Source organism: Pelagibacterium sp., from assembly GCF_048264985.1.
In the GTDB taxonomy this organism is placed as follows: Bacteria; Pseudomonadota; Alphaproteobacteria; order Rhizobiales; family Devosiaceae; genus Pelagibacterium.
In genome coordinates, this window is sequence record NZ_JBLXCL010000001.1 from 842,331 (window position 1) to 859,459 (window position 17,129).

The following is a 17,129-nucleotide window of genomic DNA, read 5'->3' on the forward strand; positions in this document are numbered from 1 at the left end:
GATACAGGAACAAGCCGAATCGTGGCCCGTCCGTTCCATTAACTCTAACGAAAGAAATGGAACGAAACAAGAACGGATTCTTTTTTGGGCGCTAGCGTTCAGTCAGTCGGGGCATGACTTCAATGAAGTTGCAAGGCATGTGGCGGCTGTCGAACTGGTATTTCAGAATTGCTTCCCAGGCATCCCTGCATGCGCCGCGCGATCCAGGCAGGCAAAAGACGAAAGTAGTCCCCACCAGTCCTGCAGTGGCGCGTGACTGGATCGATGATGTTCCAATGGTTGTGGCCGAATATTGATGAAACAGCACGGAGAACCCGTCCATGCGTTTATCAAACAGCGGCTCGACAGCCTCGGGCGTAACGTCTCGTCCTGAAAATCCCGTGCCCCCGGTCGTGATCACGACGTCGATTGTGTCTTGGGCAGTCCACGCAGTGACTTGTTCTGCTATCGCCTTCCTGTCGTCTTTCACAACAGTGCGGTCAAGCACCCGGTGACCCGCGTGCTCGATCATTTCCTTGAGCAGCGCGCCCGAAGTGTCGGTTTCAAGCGTCCGCGTGTCGGAAACGGCAAGAATTGCGAACGTGACTGGGACAAAGGGATGGCTGTCATCGATCTTGTAGGGAAACATGTTTTAACCTTGCTGGGGCTCGGCGCCGTCGGCTGGCGTTTCGCCAATATCATCATCAAGTTCGAAACCGTTCTCCTCTGAGCGCGGATCGAGATTCAGCGTTTCACCAGTCACCAGGCGCTCGGACGGCATGGGCTGGAAGGGCGCCCGGTCTTCTGCTGGCGCCGCGTCGCGGATACGCATCCTGAAGAACGCTGTCGCTGCAAGTGCCCCGTGAAAGGCCACTGGCACCAAAAACAACGCTGCGGGCCCCAACCATTGCATTGTCAGGGAAGCAACAACCGGCCCCAGCATCTGGCCCGAGCCCAAAACGAGCAACATGCCCGAAGCCACCTTGGCGAAACTGCCTTCGTCGGCAAAGTCGTTGGCGTGCGCTACGGCAATAGCATAAAGCGAATAGGCAGCGAGCCCATACATCGCGAACAGCCCGTAGAGCAGTGCGTTTTCACCGGGATTGAAAGCGATGGTGAATATACCTGCGGTCGATCCGATCAACGCTACTCCCATCATCACCTTGCGGCGGTCAATTCGATCGGACAGCCGCCCAAGTGGCACTTGGGCAATGGCACCTGCAAAAATCGCAAGGCTTATCAAATACGCGATTGTCGCCGTCGAGAACCCGCGCTCGATACCGTAGACCGGCGCCAGCGTGCCGAAAGCCCCGTTTGCCATCCCGACAGAAAAGGCAGCGACGACGGCAATGGGCGACGTTTTGAAGAGCGTGCGCACGTCGAGGCTGACAGTCTGCAATGGCGCCGGCTGTGGTGTGCGGGTTACGGCAGTGGGCAATACTGCAGCGATATAAGCGATGGCGGCGAGAACGAACGGAATATATCCGGCCACCCCGGTTACAGCGATTATCATCTGTCCTGCAGTCGATGCGAACAGCGTGACACTGACGTAGATCGAGAACGTTGTTCCCCGGCTCTCATTGTCCGAAACTTCATTCAGCCAGCTTTCGACAACCATTGCAGCGCCGGCAAAGCAGAACCCTGAAAAAATGCGCAGCAGGATCCACGCGATGTCGTGAACAAAAATAAGGTTAAGCAGAATGGTCATGCAGGCAACTGCCGCCATGACTGCATAGGCCCGTATATGGCCCACGCGCCGCACCAGGTGCGGTACGGAAATTGAACCGGAAATAAACCCGATGGACCAACCCGTGCCGATCAGACCGAGCGCAAGAAGCGAAAACCCTTCCTCGGCACCGCGAACCGGCAGGATGAGGCCGTGCATTCCCCCCGCTATCATCAGCAGAGCGGAAGACATCAAAAGGGCGGAGATTTTGACCACTTGCGACATATGGGACCTTGGATGGCACTCTTGTTTGAAAGGCAGGTTAGCGCGTTACTCTTGGTCTGCCTACAGCGCAAACGTGACCGGATTGCAATTCGTTTCGGCAAGTGCCGAAAAAATCTTCGCTAGCTTGTCAGCGCTTGGATTCGGGGCTAGCGATAGGCTTCCGACATCCTGCCTGTGCGGCATCATATCCCTCTCCGAAAGCGCTATCTGGTGTCCAATCCTGCTCTGCCCGTATCCACGCCCACCACATCGCCAGCGCCGCGCCGCAACGTCATGCTGGGCATCGGGCTAAAAATCGCTTCGGTTTTTGTATTTGTTGCAATGAGCGCCATTGTAAAGGGGGCAGAAGGCGTTCCCGTCGGCCAGTTGATTTTCTTCCGCTCTGCCTTCGCTTTGGTTCCGGTTTTTCTTATCCTGGGCTTTCGTGGGCAGTTGATTGAGGGGTTCAAGACCACCCGCCTCGGCTCGCATATCTTTCGCGGAATTTTGGGCACGACGGGGATGATCCTGATCTTTTTCGGCCTGACACGCCTGCCGCTGCCCGAAGCGACAACAATCAATTATGCGACGCCACTGTTCATCGTCATATTCTCGGCGGTTTTCCTGCGCGAAAAGATCAGGCTGTTTCGCTGGAGTGCTGTTGTGGTGGGGCTGGTCGGTGTGATCATTATTATGTGGCCACGCCTGACCTTTCTCTCCAGCGGCACGGGAACGCTTGGTCCTCAGGCTGTCGGCGCTCTCGCTGCATTTGCTGCCTGTATGGTCTCGGCTACGGCGATGCTCACGGTGCGCAATCTGGTCAAGACGGAGCGCAGCGCGACGATCGTAATTTATTTTTCACTGGTCAGCACTGTGATAGGTCTTGCCTCAATTCCGTTCGGCTGGGTGCCACTGAGCTTTGAGGAATCTCTGATTCTCATCGCCGCTGGCATTAGCGGTGGGGTGGGACAAATCCTTCTCACTGAAAGCTATCGGCACGCCGAACTGACCACAGTGGCGCCATTCGAATATTCGTCGATGATTCTTTCGATCGCCATCGGCTTTCTGATCTTCGGCGAAGTGCCAACGCTGGAAATGTTGATCGGCGGTAGCATTGTAACCGCCGCCGGTATCTTCATCATCTATCGCGAGCACATGCTTGGTCTTGATCGTGCCAAAATGCGCAAAGTATCCAGTCCGGCCTGACGATCACATTAGTCGAACATCAAAGACTTGTGGCACGCGGTGCCCGCCATAGTACCATCACCAACCGCCAGTGGCACCGACCCTGCTGCGCGCGCCGCGTCGCCGCAGGCGAAAACATGGCGAACGCCGGTGTGCTGCATGTCGTCAGTGACGATCTGGCGCCCATTGGGTAAATCGTCAAAAGCGCAACCCAAACGTTCGGCAATTGGGCTGGATGGGGAAACGATCGATGCAACAAAGAGCCCGTCAAACGACAACAAACGGCCATCAACCAACCGGACGTCGGCTTTTCCAGTGACTTCGGCGATCCTGGTGGTTTCCAGTGCCGTGCCACGAGCATCAAGTTGGGCCAGCGCCGCGGCATCGGGTTCAAACGTTCCATTTGGCAGAAAGGTGACTTGTCCCCAATCGGGCAGCATCAGTGCTTGGTGCATGGACATCGGGGCCACCCCGATCACGCCGATCTTGCCCTGGTTCAGTTCGTAGCCGTGACAATAGGGGCAGTGAAATACGCTTTGTCCCCAGCGCTCCTGCAGGCCTGAAATCTCGGGCAGGTTGTCGGTTATTCCATGGGCAAGGATCAGCCGTCTCGAGGAGAAGTCACGTCCATCCTCCAGCGTCACTGTAAACCCATCATCCCGTCTATTTGCGTCCATTGCGTTGCCCTCCAGCCAGGTCAGGGTTGGATAGGCAGCAAGTTGTACGCCGGCCTGTGCAGCGATGACATCTGGCGCGACCCCGTCCTGGGTCAAAAAACCATGCGAATGGCTGGCAAACCGGTTGCGGCGCTTGCCACCATCAACAATCAGGACACGGCGCCGGGCGCGCAGCAGCGGAAAAGCAGCGGACATGCCGGCATAGCTGCCGCCGATGATGATGACGTCGTAAGTCATTGGTTTGGCCTCAATCGCACTTCGACCCTCCAATCGAGAGGGGCATCTTGTAACTTCATGTATTACGTAATGTTCGAAGTTACAAGCGGCGAGTTTGGTCGTACCGGCGCTATTGTTTGAGGTATTTGCGCCAATTGTGTTGTTCGACGAAGCCCAGAACGTCGCGAATCTTGCGGTTCGAGATCGGGGCTTCCTCTGTCCCCATCTCTCGTGCGATGGGCGTCGCAGGTGCCCATTTTGCGAGAAACTCGGCACTGGGTTCACTGGCGGTTATCGTGTCGTTGACGGCGTTGAAGACCTCAAAGCCCAGGCCGTCCTTGGCGATACACAGATCAACGATCTGTCCAAGGTCGCGTGCATCGATATAGCTCCAGGCATTGCGTTTGCGTGAAGCAGGGTTGGCGAGAAAATCGGCAAATTTTGGATATTCATGCGGCTCGATGACATTGCCGATTCGCAAAGCATAAATGTCGGCGCCCGAGCGCATGGCAAAGGCGCGCGCTGTCTTTTCGTTGACCACCTTGGATAACCCATAACTGTCCATCGGATCGACGTCGTAGTCTTCTTCCAGTGGAAAGCAGTGGTAGTCCTTGTCGCCCTCGGCAAAGCAAACGCCATAGGTCGTCTCGCTCGACGCGATGATGATTTTCCTGATGCCCAGCTTCACTGCCGCTTCGATCACGTTGTAGGTCGATACAGCGTTTGCCTGAAACGTCACATTGTCGGGCTTGAGCAATATGCGCGGCACCGCAGCAAAATGAACGACGGCATCGACCGGGGCAGGGCCGGTACCGCTGCCAAGTCCTTCGAATCCGAAATGCATGGAGAGTGCATTGAACGCTTCGCCGCTATTGGTCAAATCGGCACTCAGCGTATTGACGCCCGGAAGATCGAGCGGTTGCAGGTCGATGTTGAACACTTCGTGTCCCTTGTCGAGAAGATAGGGGACGACATGGCGGCCGGCCTTCCCGCTACCACCGGTGAAAACGATACGTTTGCCCACTTGAAATATCCTATCGCTAAAGGCCCATCGCCGCCTTGACCGATAGCAGATCGGCCCATGCCAGACGTTTTGCAGCCGGTTGGCGCAGCAGATAGGCCGGATGCAAAGTTGCCACCGCACGCATCGAGTGAGTGCCGACCTCAAGATCGCGCCACTGCCCTCGCAAACGCGTTATGCCCGTGTCCGTTTCAAACAATGTCGAAGCAGAAGCACCACCGAGAGCGATGAGTACCTTGGGTGCTACCAGCTCGATCTGTCGGTACAGGAATGGCAGGCAGACCGCCACTTCTGATGGCGAGGGCGCACGATTGCCTGGCGGGCGCCAGGGTACTGTGTTGGCGATATAAACCTGGGTTCGATCCAGCCCGATAGCGCCCAGCATTCGGTCCAGTAATTGTCCTGAACGGCCAACAAACGGATTGCCCTGAAGATCTTCTTCGCGACCGGGAGCTTCTCCGACCAGCATGATTTCGGCATCGGGATTGCCGTCAGCGAAGACCAGATTGGTCGCCCGCAATTTGAGTCCGCAGCCGTCGAAGGTCTCGAGCATGCCGCGCAATTGCTCAAGGCTGGTCGCGCTTGATGCCATTGACCGTGCTTCACTAGGGTCCGCATCTGCAGGTCCACCGGCAACCGGCAGTGGAGGCGCCGGGCGCTGTGCGGCTTGCGGAACGATCGATGGCACAGCGCGCCGCTGGGCTTGGGCGGGCTTTATAGCTGACTGCGCAAAACGGTCGATCGGTGTCTCGCCAATCGCAATATCGACACCCGCAGCGACGTACCAGTCGAGCGTGGCCAAAATTTCTTCGCGATTTAGCTGTCGATTTGTCATGTTGATTTTTGTTATGTCACACCCCGACCTGTGCTTCCACCTCACATGGGAATGACCGATGGCCGATGCGATTGAACGCGAGATAATGGAAACCGGCGTGGTGATCGTCGGTGCCGGGCCCGCTGGCCTTTCGGCGGCCATAGCGTTGAAACAGAAATCTCCCGATCTTGAAATCGTCGTCCTCGAGAAATCCGCCGATATAGGCGGACACATACTTTCCGGCGCCGTCATGGATCCGACCGGCCTTGATGCGCTCATTCCAGATTGGCGGGAAAAAGGTGCACCGGTTGGCCCTGACGTTGCTAAAGATAGCTTCGTCTATCTTACAGAAAAGTCCGCCCTGCCATTTCCGCACGCCCTGATACCACCGATTATGAAAACGAAGGGCGGAGTCATCATTTCGCTGGGCGATCTGTGCCGCTGGCTGGCGGAACAGGCAGAGGCAATGGGCATCGACATTTTCCCCGGCACTGCCGCCGCCGATCTGATAACAGGTGAGAACGGCGAAATCCTCGGTATCGTCACTGGCGATATGGGCATAGCCCGAGATGGCAGCCACAAGCCCACATTTACCCCCGGCATCGAGCTGCGCGCAAAATATACGTTGATTGCCGAGGGCGCCCGCGGCTCGCTCTCCAAGCGCCTGATTGCCAAATTCGGGCTTGACGAGGGCCGGGCACCCCAGAAGTACGGGCTTGGCATCAAGGAAATTTGGGAAGTCGATCCGGCGATGCATGAACCGGGAAAAGTGACCCACTTCATGGGTCACCCGCTTGGCAATTCCACAAGTGGCGGTGGCTTCTGTTACCACGCTCAGGACAATAAGATCTATATTGGGCTGGTCGCCCATCTGGACTATGAGAACCCGACGTTCTCACCCTACGGCGAATTCCAGCGCTTCAAACAGCACCCCGAAATCGCCAAACTGCTCGATGGCGCGACCTGCATTTCATACGGCGCGCGCGCGCTGACCTCGGGAGGCTGGCAATCGATACCCAAGCTGGCATTCCCCGGCGGCGCGCTGATCGGATGCGCTGCGGGATTCATGAATGTGCCACGGCTCAAGGCTATCCATAATGCCATTCGTTCGGGCATCGCCGCCGCCGCGGAAGTCGCTGCAGCCATTGCAGACAACCGTGCAAATGATGAAATTGCCACGCTCGACGAGGCTGTATTGTCGTCCGGCATTCGCGATGATCTATATCCGGTACGCGCAGTCAAACCTCTGTGGAGCAAGCTGGGGACGATTCTCGGGGTTGGGTTAGCCGGGGCCGACATGTGGGTGTCGAGCCTTGCCAAACTTTCCCCGCTGGGCGGGTTGGTTTCTGATAAGCCCGATTTTGCGCGCCTCAAGCCAATCTCGGCAGTGACGCCGATCGACTATGCGCGCCCGGACGGCAAAACGGCATTTTCACGCACCGAATCGGTCTATCGCGCCAATATCGCCCATGACGAAGATCAGCCCGTCCATTTGCGATTGGACGATCCCGAGGTGCCGATTCGCGAAAATCTTCCCAAATACGGCGAGCCAGCTCCGCTCTATTGCCCGGCAGGAGTTTATGAGATTGTCCAGGACGGCGCCGACCCTGTTTTCAGGATCAACGCCCAAAATTGCGTTCATTGCAAAACCTGCGATATCAAGGATCCTGCCCAGAACATCACTTGGGTGCCGCCCGAGGGCGGCAGCGGTCCCAACTATTCGGGAATGTGAAATCGACGTGAGCCTTCAAGGCTTGCAGCGCAGGAGCATTTGCGTGAAAAGGTCTCGTTAACCTATGCGCCCAACAATCGACAGGATTGCCGCGCTTGGCTATCGGAAATGATAGGCTGGCGTCCGGCCTACAAGCGAGGAGTTCGGGAACAATCGTGCTAAAGCTGATTAAACGGCCGATCCATACCCTGATCGTTGCCGCGCTCTGCGCTGGCGTTCCACTCTCATCATCGGTTGCGCAGCAGGACATCCTTCCGATGCGCGCTTCCAGCACCGTGGGCAGTTACCTTGCTGGTCTTGCTGCTCTTGAAGCTCTGGATGCAAGCCGCGCCGCTTCCCTGTTCATGCAGGCTGCTGAGAGCGATTGGGACAACCCTGTCTATTCGGGCCAGGCCTTCCTCGCCTATTTGCTTGCGGGCAATATTTCTGAAGCCGCAACGATGGCCCAGCACGTTATCGACCTTAACCCCGAAGACGAACTGGCTTATCTCGTGCTCGGCTCGGTGGCTCTAAAGCAGCGCCGCTATGCCTCTGCCGATCAGATGCTCTCGCGCATTCCAGACGCGTCCCTGGTTGGCATAATCGCTGCTGTTACGCGCGCTTGGTCAAAGGTCGGCGAGGGCGATATGTCCGCCGCCAATTCCATCCTGAGCCAGGTGGGGCAGGGGGGCTTTGACGAGTTCATCATTTTCCACCGCGCAATTCTTGCCGATGTCGGTGGCGAGCGTGACAGGGCAATCGCTCTTGCGCGGGAGGCGTACGAGCTCGATCCGCTCGTTCCGCGCATTGCCGAGGCCTATATCCGCATGCTCGGCAATGCCGGCCGCTTCGAGGAAGCTCAGGCCGTACTGGATACATTTGCCGAACAGGGGGTTGAGCATCCGGTCGTCGATTCGCTGCGCGACCCTATTGCCAACGGCAGGAAACCCGGCCTGTTTGCAGGGTCGGTTCAGTCCGGCGCGGCCGAAATGTTGCATGGACTGGGTACAGCACTGGCACGCGACGGCTCGATAGAACTGGGAGTTGGCTTTCTCCAGCTTGCCAATTATCTCGATCCTGATGCTGCGATCATTTCCATCTCGCTCGGAGAGCTCTTGGCGAGTGCCGGCCGCTACAACCAAGCAGACACGATTCTTGAGACGGTGCCTCACAGTTCTCCGCTACGCATCAATGCGTTGATCCGTCTTGCCGAGAACATAGACCTTCGAGGCGATCGCGAAACAGCGATTTCGCGCCTGCAGAACATCGCAGTTTCCAATCCCGATAGTCAGGAAGTGTATGGGATACTTGGCGATACCCTGCGCTATGCCGAGCGCTGGGAAGAAGCTGCCGATGCTTATTCCGAGGTCATCGACAGGCTCGATCCGGCCCGTCCCAATGATTGGCGGTTTTACTACGTGCGCGGCATCTCCTACGAGCGCGCTAAGCAGTGGGATCTGGCAGAGGCTGATTTCCTGAAAGCGCTCGAGCTGCGCCCCAATCACCCGGACGTGCTCAATTATCTTGGTTACACTTGGGTCGATCAGGGCAAGAACCTCGAGGAGGCGCTCGAAATGATCGAACAGGCTGTCGCCCTCTCGCCGCGTAACGGTTACATCGTCGATAGTCTGGGTTGGGCATTCTACAAGCTTGGCCGCATCGACGAAGCAGTCGAGGTGCTCGAAGATGCCGTCAATCTTCTGCCTGCCGATCCCGAGGTGAATGATCATCTCGGTGACGTCTACTGGGTGGCAGGGCGCGAGCGTGAAGCTATGTTCCAGTGGCGGATCGCAATCGATGTCGACGAAGAAGGCACAGTGACCGAACGCGCCACGCCAAAGCTGCTAAACGGTCTGGACCCCAGCGCGCCTATCGGGGACTGATGCCGGTTTCCGAACCTGCCCCCGCAAAGGTCAATCTGGCGCTCCACGTCGTGGGGCGACGGGATGATGGCTTTCATCTCCTTCATACGCTTTGCGTATTCACCGAGCTGGCCGATCTGGTTTCGGCAGCGCCGGCGCGTCAGGACAGACTTCATGTCTCGGGCCCCTTCGCCAGCGATTTGCCGAATGGGCGTTCCAATTTGGTCATTCGCGCGCTCGAAAAGTTCCGGGCGCGGTTTCCCAATCATTTGCCCGAAGGTATCGAGATCCATCTTGAAAAGCACCTGCCTATCGCCGCCGGTCTTGGTGGTGGTTCGGCTGATGCTGCAGCCGTACTGCGCATTCTTGCCCGCATCAGCCAAAACCCTGTCGCAAGCGCCGACATCTTTGCATTGGCAACGTCGCTTGGTGCGGACGTTCCCATGTGCCTTTTGAGCCAGCCTTGCGAAGTCACCGGCATAGGTGAGAACCTCGCTCCGCTCGCAACCTTCCCCCTAATGCACCTTGTTCTGGTCAATCCGCTTGAGCAGGTGTCCACGCCTGAAGTCTTCAAGCGTTTGACCCAAAAGCAAAACGCCCCCATGCCCGAGCTTCCCGCCCCACTGGACCGCGCGGCGCTGCTTTCGCTCTGGCTTGCCGATACCCGCAATGATCTGGAAGCGCCTGCTGCTGCCCTGGTCCCGGCAATTTCAATGATTGTTGAAGCAATATCCGAGACACCAGGTTGTGTGACAGCGCGCATGTCAGGCTCGGGCGCAACCTGCTTTGGCCTCTATGGCAGCGCCGCCGCCGCCCATCAGGCCGCTCACGACCTTCGCGAGCGGTTCTCGGGCTATTGGGTTGCTGCCACCCCGCTGCTCGGGCAATAATCCCTCACCAGCCACCGCCGCCACCACCACCGCCGCCGCCGCCGGAAAACCCGCCGCCGCTGGAGCCGGAGGAGCTGGAAGCTTGTGGCTGCGACGAGATCATAGCGGCACTCAGCCCTGTCGCGACCCCGCCCATGGCGCGCGCGAAATTGCCCGATGAAAAGTTGCCACCTCTGTACCAATGCGGCTCATAGTCGGTTTGAGTATCCTTGACGGCATGGCGCGCCAGATCATTTTCGAACCGAGAGGACCACGGTTTTTCCACGCCAAGCGCCATAGCATAGGGCAGGATGGCTTCGAACCGGGATACGCTCATCTCGGGCTCTTCCTGGAAATTGAGCCGCTCTTTCTCGGCGGTTTCAAGATACATCCTGAACCCGTCAATCTCGTCCATCACCTTGCGCCCGTGCACGGTGGGGGCGCGCATCAGAACTGCAAACACCAGCGTCACGGCGATGATTGTAACCGCCGCGATAAACGGGAAGTCGATATTTGCCAGGTCGAACATGTCCAAAGCGAACGCGCCACCATTGGCTACGAAGATGCCCATGATGGCGAGCCCGAAGAACCGGCCGATCCCTTCGCCTTGCCAAAACGAGCGCGCGGCAGTGCCAAAAATTGACAGAAACACGGCGCCAAACGCGGCAAAGAAAACAAAAAGTGGCTGCAAAACGCCCGTAAGGACCATGATCACGAGAGCGCCAAGGCCGATCAGCACGCCGAAAACGATGTAGAGGGTGTGGTTATTGAAATAAACCTTACGGTTCTCAGATTCCAGGGCAGACAGAAATTTGGTCTTGGTCTTGCTCAGCTTTGGACCGCTGGTCTTGTCGATCGTCACAGGGCTCATTGATTTCAGGTCACCATAGATCACTGCTTCACCGGGCGGCAGTGGGCTCTCAGGCTGTTTTCCGGTCACGATCAGGATGTTTTTCTTGCCCTTCTTTTCGATCTCGAGCAGCCCCTTGGTGGCCAATGAAATCAGGGCCGCTGAAAACGCCGTCCATCCCGATTTGCTCCACCCCATTGTGTGAATGTAGTGAACAATGGCCGGCGAATAGCCCGCTGGAGGATGGAAGCGGGGAAAGATAACGCCTTTGGCGGGATCGCGCCCCACAGCTCCCCAGGCTAGGGCGTTGTACGCGACCACGATCAGTATCATGGCGAGCGGAACGACATAGTCACGATAGTCCGAGAACCAGAAGGCTACCGCATCGGCACCTTGAGGTGGCGTGAGCACACCCTTGGCAAACGAGACCGACACGGTCAGCCCTTCGCCTGGCCCCAACGCGCGCGTAACCGTAAACCTTGCGCTGCGATCATCGATCTGTTCAATCGCGGCGCCTGCGCCGTTCAGACCGGTTTGTCCTGTATAGGCGTTGAGCTCTGTGATTTGCGCCCCTTCGGGCAAGGTCACCAGCGCCCTGGCGCGCAGGATCGGGAAACTCCAGTAATTTCCTGTAGCGTTCCAGTAAAACTCGTCATGTTCGTCGAACAGGCGCGCCGCGCGATCCATCCGATAGACGATTTCATACCGCTGTTCCCCAATGCCCAGAAGGGCGTCGGCAGACCCGATCCTTATTCGTTGTCCGCCCGAAATGCCGTCAAGTGAGTAAGGCTCATTCTCCCCGTTTCGGGTCACCGACAAAACGTCCAGCGGCAACCGGATGGTCCGTCCATCGGGCGTTTGAAGTAGGGTAGGGATGTCGCGAAACAAACCGCGGCGTATCTCGTTGCCTTCGGCATTGACTGTGATCTGTTCGGTGATCGTGACCGAGGTATCTGCGTGCACGTCGAAGATTGCGTTGAACGCGCGGATTTCCTCCCGTGCCCAGGCCGAACCTGAGCCAATCACCATAAACAGGACAAGGAGAAGGCGGAGCATCGGATCTATTGAAACTTGACCTGTGGCACTGCGCGATCGATTTCGTTCTCAAGTTCGAAATACTCAGCCTTTTCAAACTTGAAGGCCCCGGCAACGATGTTGGAAGGAAACGATTCCACTGCAATATTGAGGTTGCGAACAGCGCCGTTGTAGTAGCGACGCGAAAGTTGGATCTCGTCTTCTACTGTCTGCAGCGCATTCTGAAATTCGATGAAATTGGTGTTCGCCTTGAGGTCTGGATAGGCCTCGGCAACGGCAAACAATCGGCCCAGAGCGCCGGAAAGAATGCCCTCCGCCTGACCGCGTTCGGCCGGCGAAGCGTTTTGTGCCGCTTGTACGGCCGCGCGCGCCTCGGTCACAGCCTGCAGCGTCTCGCGCTCATGGGCCATATAGCCTTTAACCGTTTCGAGCATGTTGGGGATGAGATCGGCGCGGCGCTTGAGTTGCACATCGATGCCCGACCAACCCTCCTGTACCAACTGCCGGTTCCGCACCAGCGTGTTGTAGACATAGATGGCGTAGCCGACAACGGCCACGACCAGCACCAGAATTATCCACTCCATAGTCGCTTCCCTCTCGCCAACCGTTCGTGGCAAGAGTGTCACCATTTATGGGCAATATCAATAACTTGTCGGCTTCAGGCCGCTCCGCCGCCGGCAGTCTGCAACCATGCTGCGCCACAGGCCTTGGCCAATTCGCGGATGCGCAGGATGTAACTTTGACGCTCGGTGACGGAAATCACGCCGCGCGCATCTAGAAGATTGAAGCAATGGCTCGCCTTGATGACTTGCTCATAGGCCGGGACAGCCATGGTTTGGCGCTCGCCATCCTGACCGGCGGCAAGGATGGCCTTGCACTCGTCTTCGGCGTCCTTGAAGTGACGAAACAATATCTCGGTATTCGCAGCCTCAAAATTGTATTTTGAAAATTCCTGCTCGTTTTGCAGAAAGACTTCGCCATACGTCACCTTCTGGTCGCCCTCGCGCCCATTGAAGTTGAGATCGTAAACATTTTCGACGCCCTGGACATACATCGCCAGTCGCTCCAGCCCGTAAGTGATTTCTCCCGGAACCGGAGAACATTCAAAGCCCGCCACCTGCTGGAAATAGGTGAACTGGCTCACTTCCATGCCATCACACCAGCATTCCCAGCCCAGTCCCCAGGCACCAAGGGTCGGGCTTTCCCAGTCGTCCTCGACAAAGCGCATATCGTGCAGTTTCGCGTCCAGGCCGATGGCGGCGAGCGATTGGAGGTAGAGATCCTGAATATTGGAGGGCGAGGGTTTGAGGATCACCTGGAACTGATAGTAGTGCTGCAGGCGGTTGGGGTTCTCGCCATAGCGCCCATCGGTGGGACGGCGCGAAGGCTGCACATAAGCTGCGTGCCAGGGCTTGGGTCCCAGCGCACGCAAGGTGGTCGCTGTATGGAACGTTCCCGCGCCCATCTGCATGTCGTAAGGCTGCAGGATCACGCAGCCCTGATCGGCCCAGAAATTCTGCAAAGTCAGGATCAGTCCCTGAAACGAATTTCTAGGGTCCATGTGTGGCTTGTGCAAATCTGGCATATGGGTTCCGGATGAGACCGTTGTTGAAAGCGGCGCGACCGTAATTGTGCCGCCATCCAAGGTCAAGCGCGACGGGCTAGTCCTTGCCCGGCCGATAGACCCCATCCTCGCCGCGCTCCAGCGTAACAACGCCACCCGATTTCACTTCTTGCTTGTTGCGCTGGATCTGGGCCTTGCGCTGTGTTTCGGCTCTTGTGTCGTCATCGGCAAATTTCTTGCGCCAGTCGCGCACGATGGAGCGCAGTCCGATGCCGATAAGCAGCGCCAGCAGAATGGTGACGAGTGTCGGTATGCCCATTGTTACAATCCCAGCCGCGACCAGATTCCCCGGTCTTCAATTCTAGCCATTACGTCTCCGGCGATATCGGTACCCGCCGACAACCCAAGTTTGGGCAATTGCAGCAATCCTTTCTTGGGCGCAATCGATTTGATCGTCACATCCTTGCCAAACCGCTCCCGCAGCGTGCCATGCAGGTCGCCAAGACTATCAACAAGCCCCATTGCCACGCCGCGTTTGGCTGTCCAGAACTCGCCAGTGTAAACCTCGTCGTCGGGCACTTTGATCTTGCTGGCGCGCCGCGATTTGACATAGTCGATAAACACCTCGTGTATATCGAGTTCAAGCTGTTTGATGCGCTCGATATCGTCGGGTTTTTCGGGCAGGAACGGGTCAAGCGTCGATTTGTTTTTGCCCGCAGTATAGAGCCGCCGGTCGATGCCGAGCTTGGCAATCGCCTCGACAAACCCGAAGCTGGCCATAATGACCCCGATCGATCCCACCAGCGAGGACGGGTCTGCGATGATCTCGTCGCCGGCGGTGGCGATGAAATACCCGCCAGATGCCGCCGCATCCTCGACAAAAACCAGCACTTTCCTGTCATGCTGATCGGCAAGCTGTCGGATCCGCTGAGCAATGAGTCTCGATTGGACGGGAGAGCCGCCTGGCGAGTTGACGACAATCGCCACAACAGGCGCTTTCTTAATCTTGAATGCCTTGTCCAGCAGCGGAGCGACCGAGGCTATGTTAAGCCTGCCTGGCCTGGGGTCGGACGCAATTACGCCCTGCAACCGCACGACGGGAACCACGATGCCGCCATTGCCAAGGATCTTCTTGTACCAAGGCTTTTTGGGAGTTTCGATCTGGCCGTTGGAAAAAGCGGTCATTGATGCCTCCCGGTTGGGCTGTTGAACGATTGACGTATTCACCCCCCATTTAGGTACTTATTTGCCGTCGTGCCAGTCCACTCGCGCCTCGCCCATCAAGATCGAGCGCACGGGTTCAGCAAATGCGCTGCCTGTTTCACTGTGCACGACCAGGGGCGGTAACAAACGCATTGGCGCCTTGCTGCCCTTGCGACCGCGCACCAGTACCCGTGTTGCCGCTTTTCCGGGACGCGGGGCAACAGGAAGGACGCTGATCGCACCCATCCGTGAATCGAAAGCTGCGAGCAGTTGCGGTAACGCCTGGGCAAGATGAATGAAGATCACTTCCCCGCGAGCATGGGCGCAGGAAACCGCAGTGCGCACCCAGCCTGAAACCTCCCCATCGGTGTGCCGGGCCGCCGCCCGGGCGGGATCGGGCGCATGCGTGCCGGCATCAAAGAAAGGTGGATTGGCGATCACCACATCAAATTTGTCAGTGCCCAGACCCAGCGCCTTGCGCTCGGCCCCTGTGGCCGTAGCACTGATCTTCACTATCGTTACGCGGTCGGCGAAACCGTTGGCATGGACATTGGCAGAGGCCAGCATCGCCATTTCCGCATTGTTTTCCACCAGTGTTGCCTCAAGGCCTTTGTCATGGGCCAGCCCGCACAGCGCCGCTACGCCCGCTCCGGCACCCAAATCGAGCAGGTGTTTGGTCCCAAGAGGCAGGCTGGCGCCTAAAAGTACAGAATCAAGTCCTGCTCGAAATCCTTTTTCAGGCTGGGCAATGGACAATTTGCCGCCCAGAAAGGCGTCGGCGCGCTGCTCTTGGCGTTTTACAAATTCGGGCGGCTGGTTTACCGACATTGGCACAAGGTCCTGGATGATGTTCGGGCCAAAGTGGAACCCACTTGTTCGGCACGGGGCTGACAATAGAGCGTTTCGGTAATAAGTGGGTATTTCTTGTGCCGTTCGGAAGCGCGGTAATTAACAAGTTGGCGCGGAGTTCTTTTTTTGCGGAACCTGATGGCCTTTAAAAGCACTGTATCGGGAGGGCAATGCCCTCTTTGGGGAGTTTGAACGCCAATGGCGGTTGAAAATCTGGCGCCGAGAACTCTTGTCGATGCCTCGGCGGTAATCGATGATTTGATGGCTGCAACCGGAGACGGCATGGAGGCGGTGAACCGCCTTATCCTGTCGCGTTCCGACAGCCCTGTCGATATGGTTCCCGAAGTGGCCAACCATTTGATCGATGCAGGCGGCAAACGCTTGCGTCCCATGCTTACGCTTGCTGCATCTGCGCTGTTCGGGCGGACAGGTGGGAATGAAATACGCTTCGCAGCGGCCGTCGAATTCATGCATAACGCAACGCTGCTTCACGATGATGTCGTGGACGAAAGCGATATGCGCCGTGGCCGGCCAGCCGCCCGAACGATCTGGGGTAATCAGGCCTCCGTTCTGGTTGGCGACTTCCTGTTGGGCCAGGCCTTCCTGATGATGGTTGAATCGCGCGATATCGACGCGCTTGGCGTGCTTTCACGCGCCGCCGCGATCATTGCTGAAGGTGAAGTGTTCCAGCTTGCCAAGGCAGGGGATCTTTCCACAACGCCCGATGATTACGAAACGATCATTAACGCCAAGACGGCAACGCTGTTCGAGGCAGCCACCGAAGTGGGTGCTATGGCGGGTGGTGCCGACAGTGCCGAGCGGACCGCTCTGGCCGCCTATGGGCGCGAACTTGGCATGGCCTTCCAACTTGTCGATGACGTACTTGATTACGGCGGCGCCCAAGGCGCGCTCGGTAAAAATACCGGCGACGATCTGCGGGAAGGCAAAATGACGTTGCCGGTCATTCTTGCTCTGCAGGCAGGCAGCGAAGTTGAACGCAAGACCATCGAAAAGGCACTTGGAAACGCCGAATCCGGCGAGGCCGAGCTGGCAGACATTCTTGCCATTTTTGCGCGCCACAATGCGTTGACCCAGACAATGGCCAAGGCCGAGCGTCATGCCGAAGCCGCGCGTGCCGCTTTGGCGAATATTCCCGAAACCGTTGAACGCGACATCCTCTTTGGCGTTCCTGAGTTTTGCACCTCGCGCGCCTGGTAGGCGACCTTGGAGTTTTGGTCCGCATAGTCTTGAGCGCCAGCATTTGAGCGCTCATAGCGCACGTCGCGTTGGTCGCCGGTGAACGCGACGCAGCGCGTCTGACCCATCGAGTTGGCGCATCAGACAAATATTGGACTTTTCCGCGC

Annotated in this window: 16 protein-coding genes; 5 read left to right on the forward strand and 11 right to left on the reverse strand. The window is 57.5% G+C overall.

Annotation, left to right across the window (positions count from 1 at the left end):
* Positions 1-91: 91 nt before the first annotated feature.
* The gene (gene moaB, locus ACN0TA_RS04190) at positions 92-628 is read right to left on the reverse strand and encodes a molybdenum cofactor biosynthesis protein B (RefSeq protein WP_417580109.1); all 537 of its coding nucleotides are present in this window, start codon (positions 626-628) and stop codon (positions 92-94) included.
* 3 nt (positions 629-631) lie between these two features.
* Positions 632-1,930, reverse strand: coding sequence for an MFS transporter (locus ACN0TA_RS04195; protein ID WP_417580110.1), 1,299 nt, complete (start codon positions 1,928-1,930; stop codon positions 632-634).
* A gap of 273 nt (positions 1,931-2,203) precedes the next feature.
* Here ACN0TA_RS04195 and ACN0TA_RS04200 point away from each other — a divergent pair, with 273 nt between their 5' ends.
* A complete protein-coding gene (locus ACN0TA_RS04200; RefSeq protein ID WP_417582052.1) occupies positions 2,204-3,115 on the forward strand; it encodes a DMT family transporter in 912 nt (303 codons plus the stop codon).
* An 8-nt stretch (positions 3,116-3,123) separates the two neighbouring features.
* Here the strand turns inward: ACN0TA_RS04200 and ACN0TA_RS04205 are convergent, their stop codons facing one another.
* The 3 genes from ACN0TA_RS04205 to ACN0TA_RS04215 all read right to left on the reverse strand — a co-directional run bounded on the left by ACN0TA_RS04205 (position 3,124) and on the right by ACN0TA_RS04215 (position 5,843).
* Positions 3,124-4,008: an NAD(P)/FAD-dependent oxidoreductase gene (locus tag ACN0TA_RS04205; protein WP_417580111.1), complete on the reverse strand. Its 885-nt coding sequence runs from the start codon at positions 4,006-4,008 to the stop codon at positions 3,124-3,126.
* Between the two features lie 109 nt (positions 4,009-4,117).
* Complete coding sequence (locus tag ACN0TA_RS04210) at positions 4,118-5,011, reverse strand: NAD-dependent epimerase/dehydratase family protein (protein WP_417580112.1); 894 nt, start codon at positions 5,009-5,011, stop codon at positions 4,118-4,120.
* Between the two features lie 16 nt (positions 5,012-5,027).
* The gene (locus ACN0TA_RS04215) at positions 5,028-5,843 is read right to left on the reverse strand and encodes a uracil-DNA glycosylase (protein WP_417580113.1); all 816 of its coding nucleotides are present in this window, start codon (positions 5,841-5,843) and stop codon (positions 5,028-5,030) included.
* 58 nt (positions 5,844-5,901) lie between these two features.
* Between ACN0TA_RS04215 and ACN0TA_RS04220 the strand changes: the two genes are divergently transcribed.
* From ACN0TA_RS04220 to ACN0TA_RS04230, 3 genes are all read left to right on the forward strand, one after another.
* Positions 5,902-7,554: a 4Fe-4S dicluster domain-containing protein gene (locus ACN0TA_RS04220; RefSeq protein WP_417580115.1), complete on the forward strand. Its 1,653-nt coding sequence runs from the start codon at positions 5,902-5,904 to the stop codon at positions 7,552-7,554.
* A gap of 155 nt (positions 7,555-7,709) precedes the next feature.
* Positions 7,710-9,416, forward strand: a complete 1,707-nt coding sequence (locus ACN0TA_RS04225) for a tetratricopeptide repeat protein (RefSeq protein ID WP_417580117.1) — start codon at positions 7,710-7,712, stop codon at positions 9,414-9,416.
* Positions 9,416-10,285: a 4-(cytidine 5'-diphospho)-2-C-methyl-D-erythritol kinase gene (locus tag ACN0TA_RS04230; RefSeq protein WP_417580119.1), complete on the forward strand. Its 870-nt coding sequence runs from the start codon at positions 9,416-9,418 to the stop codon at positions 10,283-10,285. The genes ACN0TA_RS04225 and ACN0TA_RS04230 overlap by 1 nt, the downstream gene beginning before the upstream one ends.
* Positions 10,286-10,289: 4 nt before the next feature.
* Here ACN0TA_RS04230 and ACN0TA_RS04235 read toward each other — a convergent pair whose 3' ends face one another.
* From ACN0TA_RS04235 to ACN0TA_RS04260, 6 genes are all read right to left on the reverse strand, one after another.
* Positions 10,290-12,170, reverse strand: coding sequence for a DUF2207 domain-containing protein (locus ACN0TA_RS04235; protein WP_417580121.1), 1,881 nt, complete (start codon positions 12,168-12,170; stop codon positions 10,290-10,292).
* A 5-nt stretch (positions 12,171-12,175) separates the two neighbouring features.
* On the reverse strand, positions 12,176-12,733 hold the full coding sequence (locus ACN0TA_RS04240) for a LemA family protein (protein ID WP_417580123.1): 558 nt from the start codon (positions 12,731-12,733) through the stop codon (positions 12,176-12,178).
* 74 nt (positions 12,734-12,807) lie between these two features.
* Positions 12,808-13,710 (reverse strand): glycine--tRNA ligase subunit alpha, encoded by a 903-nt coding sequence (locus tag ACN0TA_RS04245; protein WP_417580125.1) that lies wholly within the window; start codon positions 13,708-13,710, stop codon positions 12,808-12,810.
* A gap of 100 nt (positions 13,711-13,810) precedes the next feature.
* On the reverse strand, positions 13,811-14,032 hold the full coding sequence (locus ACN0TA_RS04250; RefSeq protein WP_417580127.1) for a hypothetical protein: 222 nt from the start codon (positions 14,030-14,032) through the stop codon (positions 13,811-13,813).
* Between the two features lie 2 nt (positions 14,033-14,034).
* Positions 14,035-14,898, reverse strand: a complete 864-nt coding sequence (locus ACN0TA_RS04255) for a S49 family peptidase (protein ID WP_417580129.1) — start codon at positions 14,896-14,898, stop codon at positions 14,035-14,037.
* Between the two features lie 57 nt (positions 14,899-14,955).
* Complete coding sequence (locus ACN0TA_RS04260; protein ID WP_417580131.1) at positions 14,956-15,744, reverse strand: tRNA1(Val) (adenine(37)-N6)-methyltransferase; 789 nt, start codon at positions 15,742-15,744, stop codon at positions 14,956-14,958.
* Between the two features lie 219 nt (positions 15,745-15,963).
* Between ACN0TA_RS04260 and ACN0TA_RS04265 the strand changes: the two genes are divergently transcribed.
* Entirely contained in the window at positions 15,964-16,983 is a 1,020-nt protein-coding gene (locus ACN0TA_RS04265; RefSeq protein WP_417580133.1) for a polyprenyl synthetase family protein, read from the forward strand.
* Positions 16,984-17,129 lie beyond the last annotated feature (146 nt).

What these genes read in the sequence shown, in the direction of transcription:
- moaB (WP_417580109.1), bottom strand. Translation starts at nt 628, where the DNA reads ATGTTTCCCTACAAGATCGATGACAGCCATCCCTTTGTCCCAGTCACG.
- ACN0TA_RS04235 (WP_417580121.1), bottom strand. Translation starts at nt 12,170, where the DNA reads ATGCTCCGCCTTCTCCTTGTCCTGTTTATGGTGATTGGCTCAGGTTCG.
- ACN0TA_RS04245 (WP_417580125.1), bottom strand. Translation starts at nt 13,710, where the DNA reads ATGGACCCTAGAAATTCGTTTCAGGGACTGATCCTGACTTTGCAGAAT.
- ACN0TA_RS04250 (WP_417580127.1), bottom strand. Translation starts at nt 14,032, where the DNA reads ATGGGCATACCGACACTCGTCACCATTCTGCTGGCGCTGCTTATCGGC.
- ACN0TA_RS04195 (WP_417580110.1), bottom strand. Translation starts at nt 1,930, where the DNA reads ATGTCGCAAGTGGTCAAAATCTCCGCCCTTTTGATGTCTTCCGCTCTG.
- ACN0TA_RS04260 (WP_417580131.1), bottom strand. Translation starts at nt 15,744, where the DNA reads ATGTCGGTAAACCAGCCGCCCGAATTTGTAAAACGCCAAGAGCAGCGC.
- ACN0TA_RS04205 (WP_417580111.1), bottom strand. Translation starts at nt 4,008, where the DNA reads ATGACTTACGACGTCATCATCATCGGCGGCAGCTATGCCGGCATGTCC.
- ACN0TA_RS04230 (WP_417580119.1), top strand. Translation starts at nt 9,416, where the DNA reads ATGCCGGTTTCCGAACCTGCCCCCGCAAAGGTCAATCTGGCGCTCCAC.
- ACN0TA_RS04265 (WP_417580133.1), top strand. Translation starts at nt 15,964, where the DNA reads ATGGCGGTTGAAAATCTGGCGCCGAGAACTCTTGTCGATGCCTCGGCG.
- ACN0TA_RS04215 (WP_417580113.1), bottom strand. Translation starts at nt 5,843, where the DNA reads ATGACAAATCGACAGCTAAATCGCGAAGAAATTTTGGCCACGCTCGAC.
- ACN0TA_RS04220 (WP_417580115.1), top strand. Translation starts at nt 5,902, where the DNA reads ATGGCCGATGCGATTGAACGCGAGATAATGGAAACCGGCGTGGTGATC.
- ACN0TA_RS04200 (WP_417582052.1), top strand. Translation starts at nt 2,204, where the DNA reads ATGCTGGGCATCGGGCTAAAAATCGCTTCGGTTTTTGTATTTGTTGCA.
- ACN0TA_RS04255 (WP_417580129.1), bottom strand. Translation starts at nt 14,898, where the DNA reads ATGACCGCTTTTTCCAACGGCCAGATCGAAACTCCCAAAAAGCCTTGG.
- ACN0TA_RS04240 (WP_417580123.1), bottom strand. Translation starts at nt 12,733, where the DNA reads ATGGAGTGGATAATTCTGGTGCTGGTCGTGGCCGTTGTCGGCTACGCC.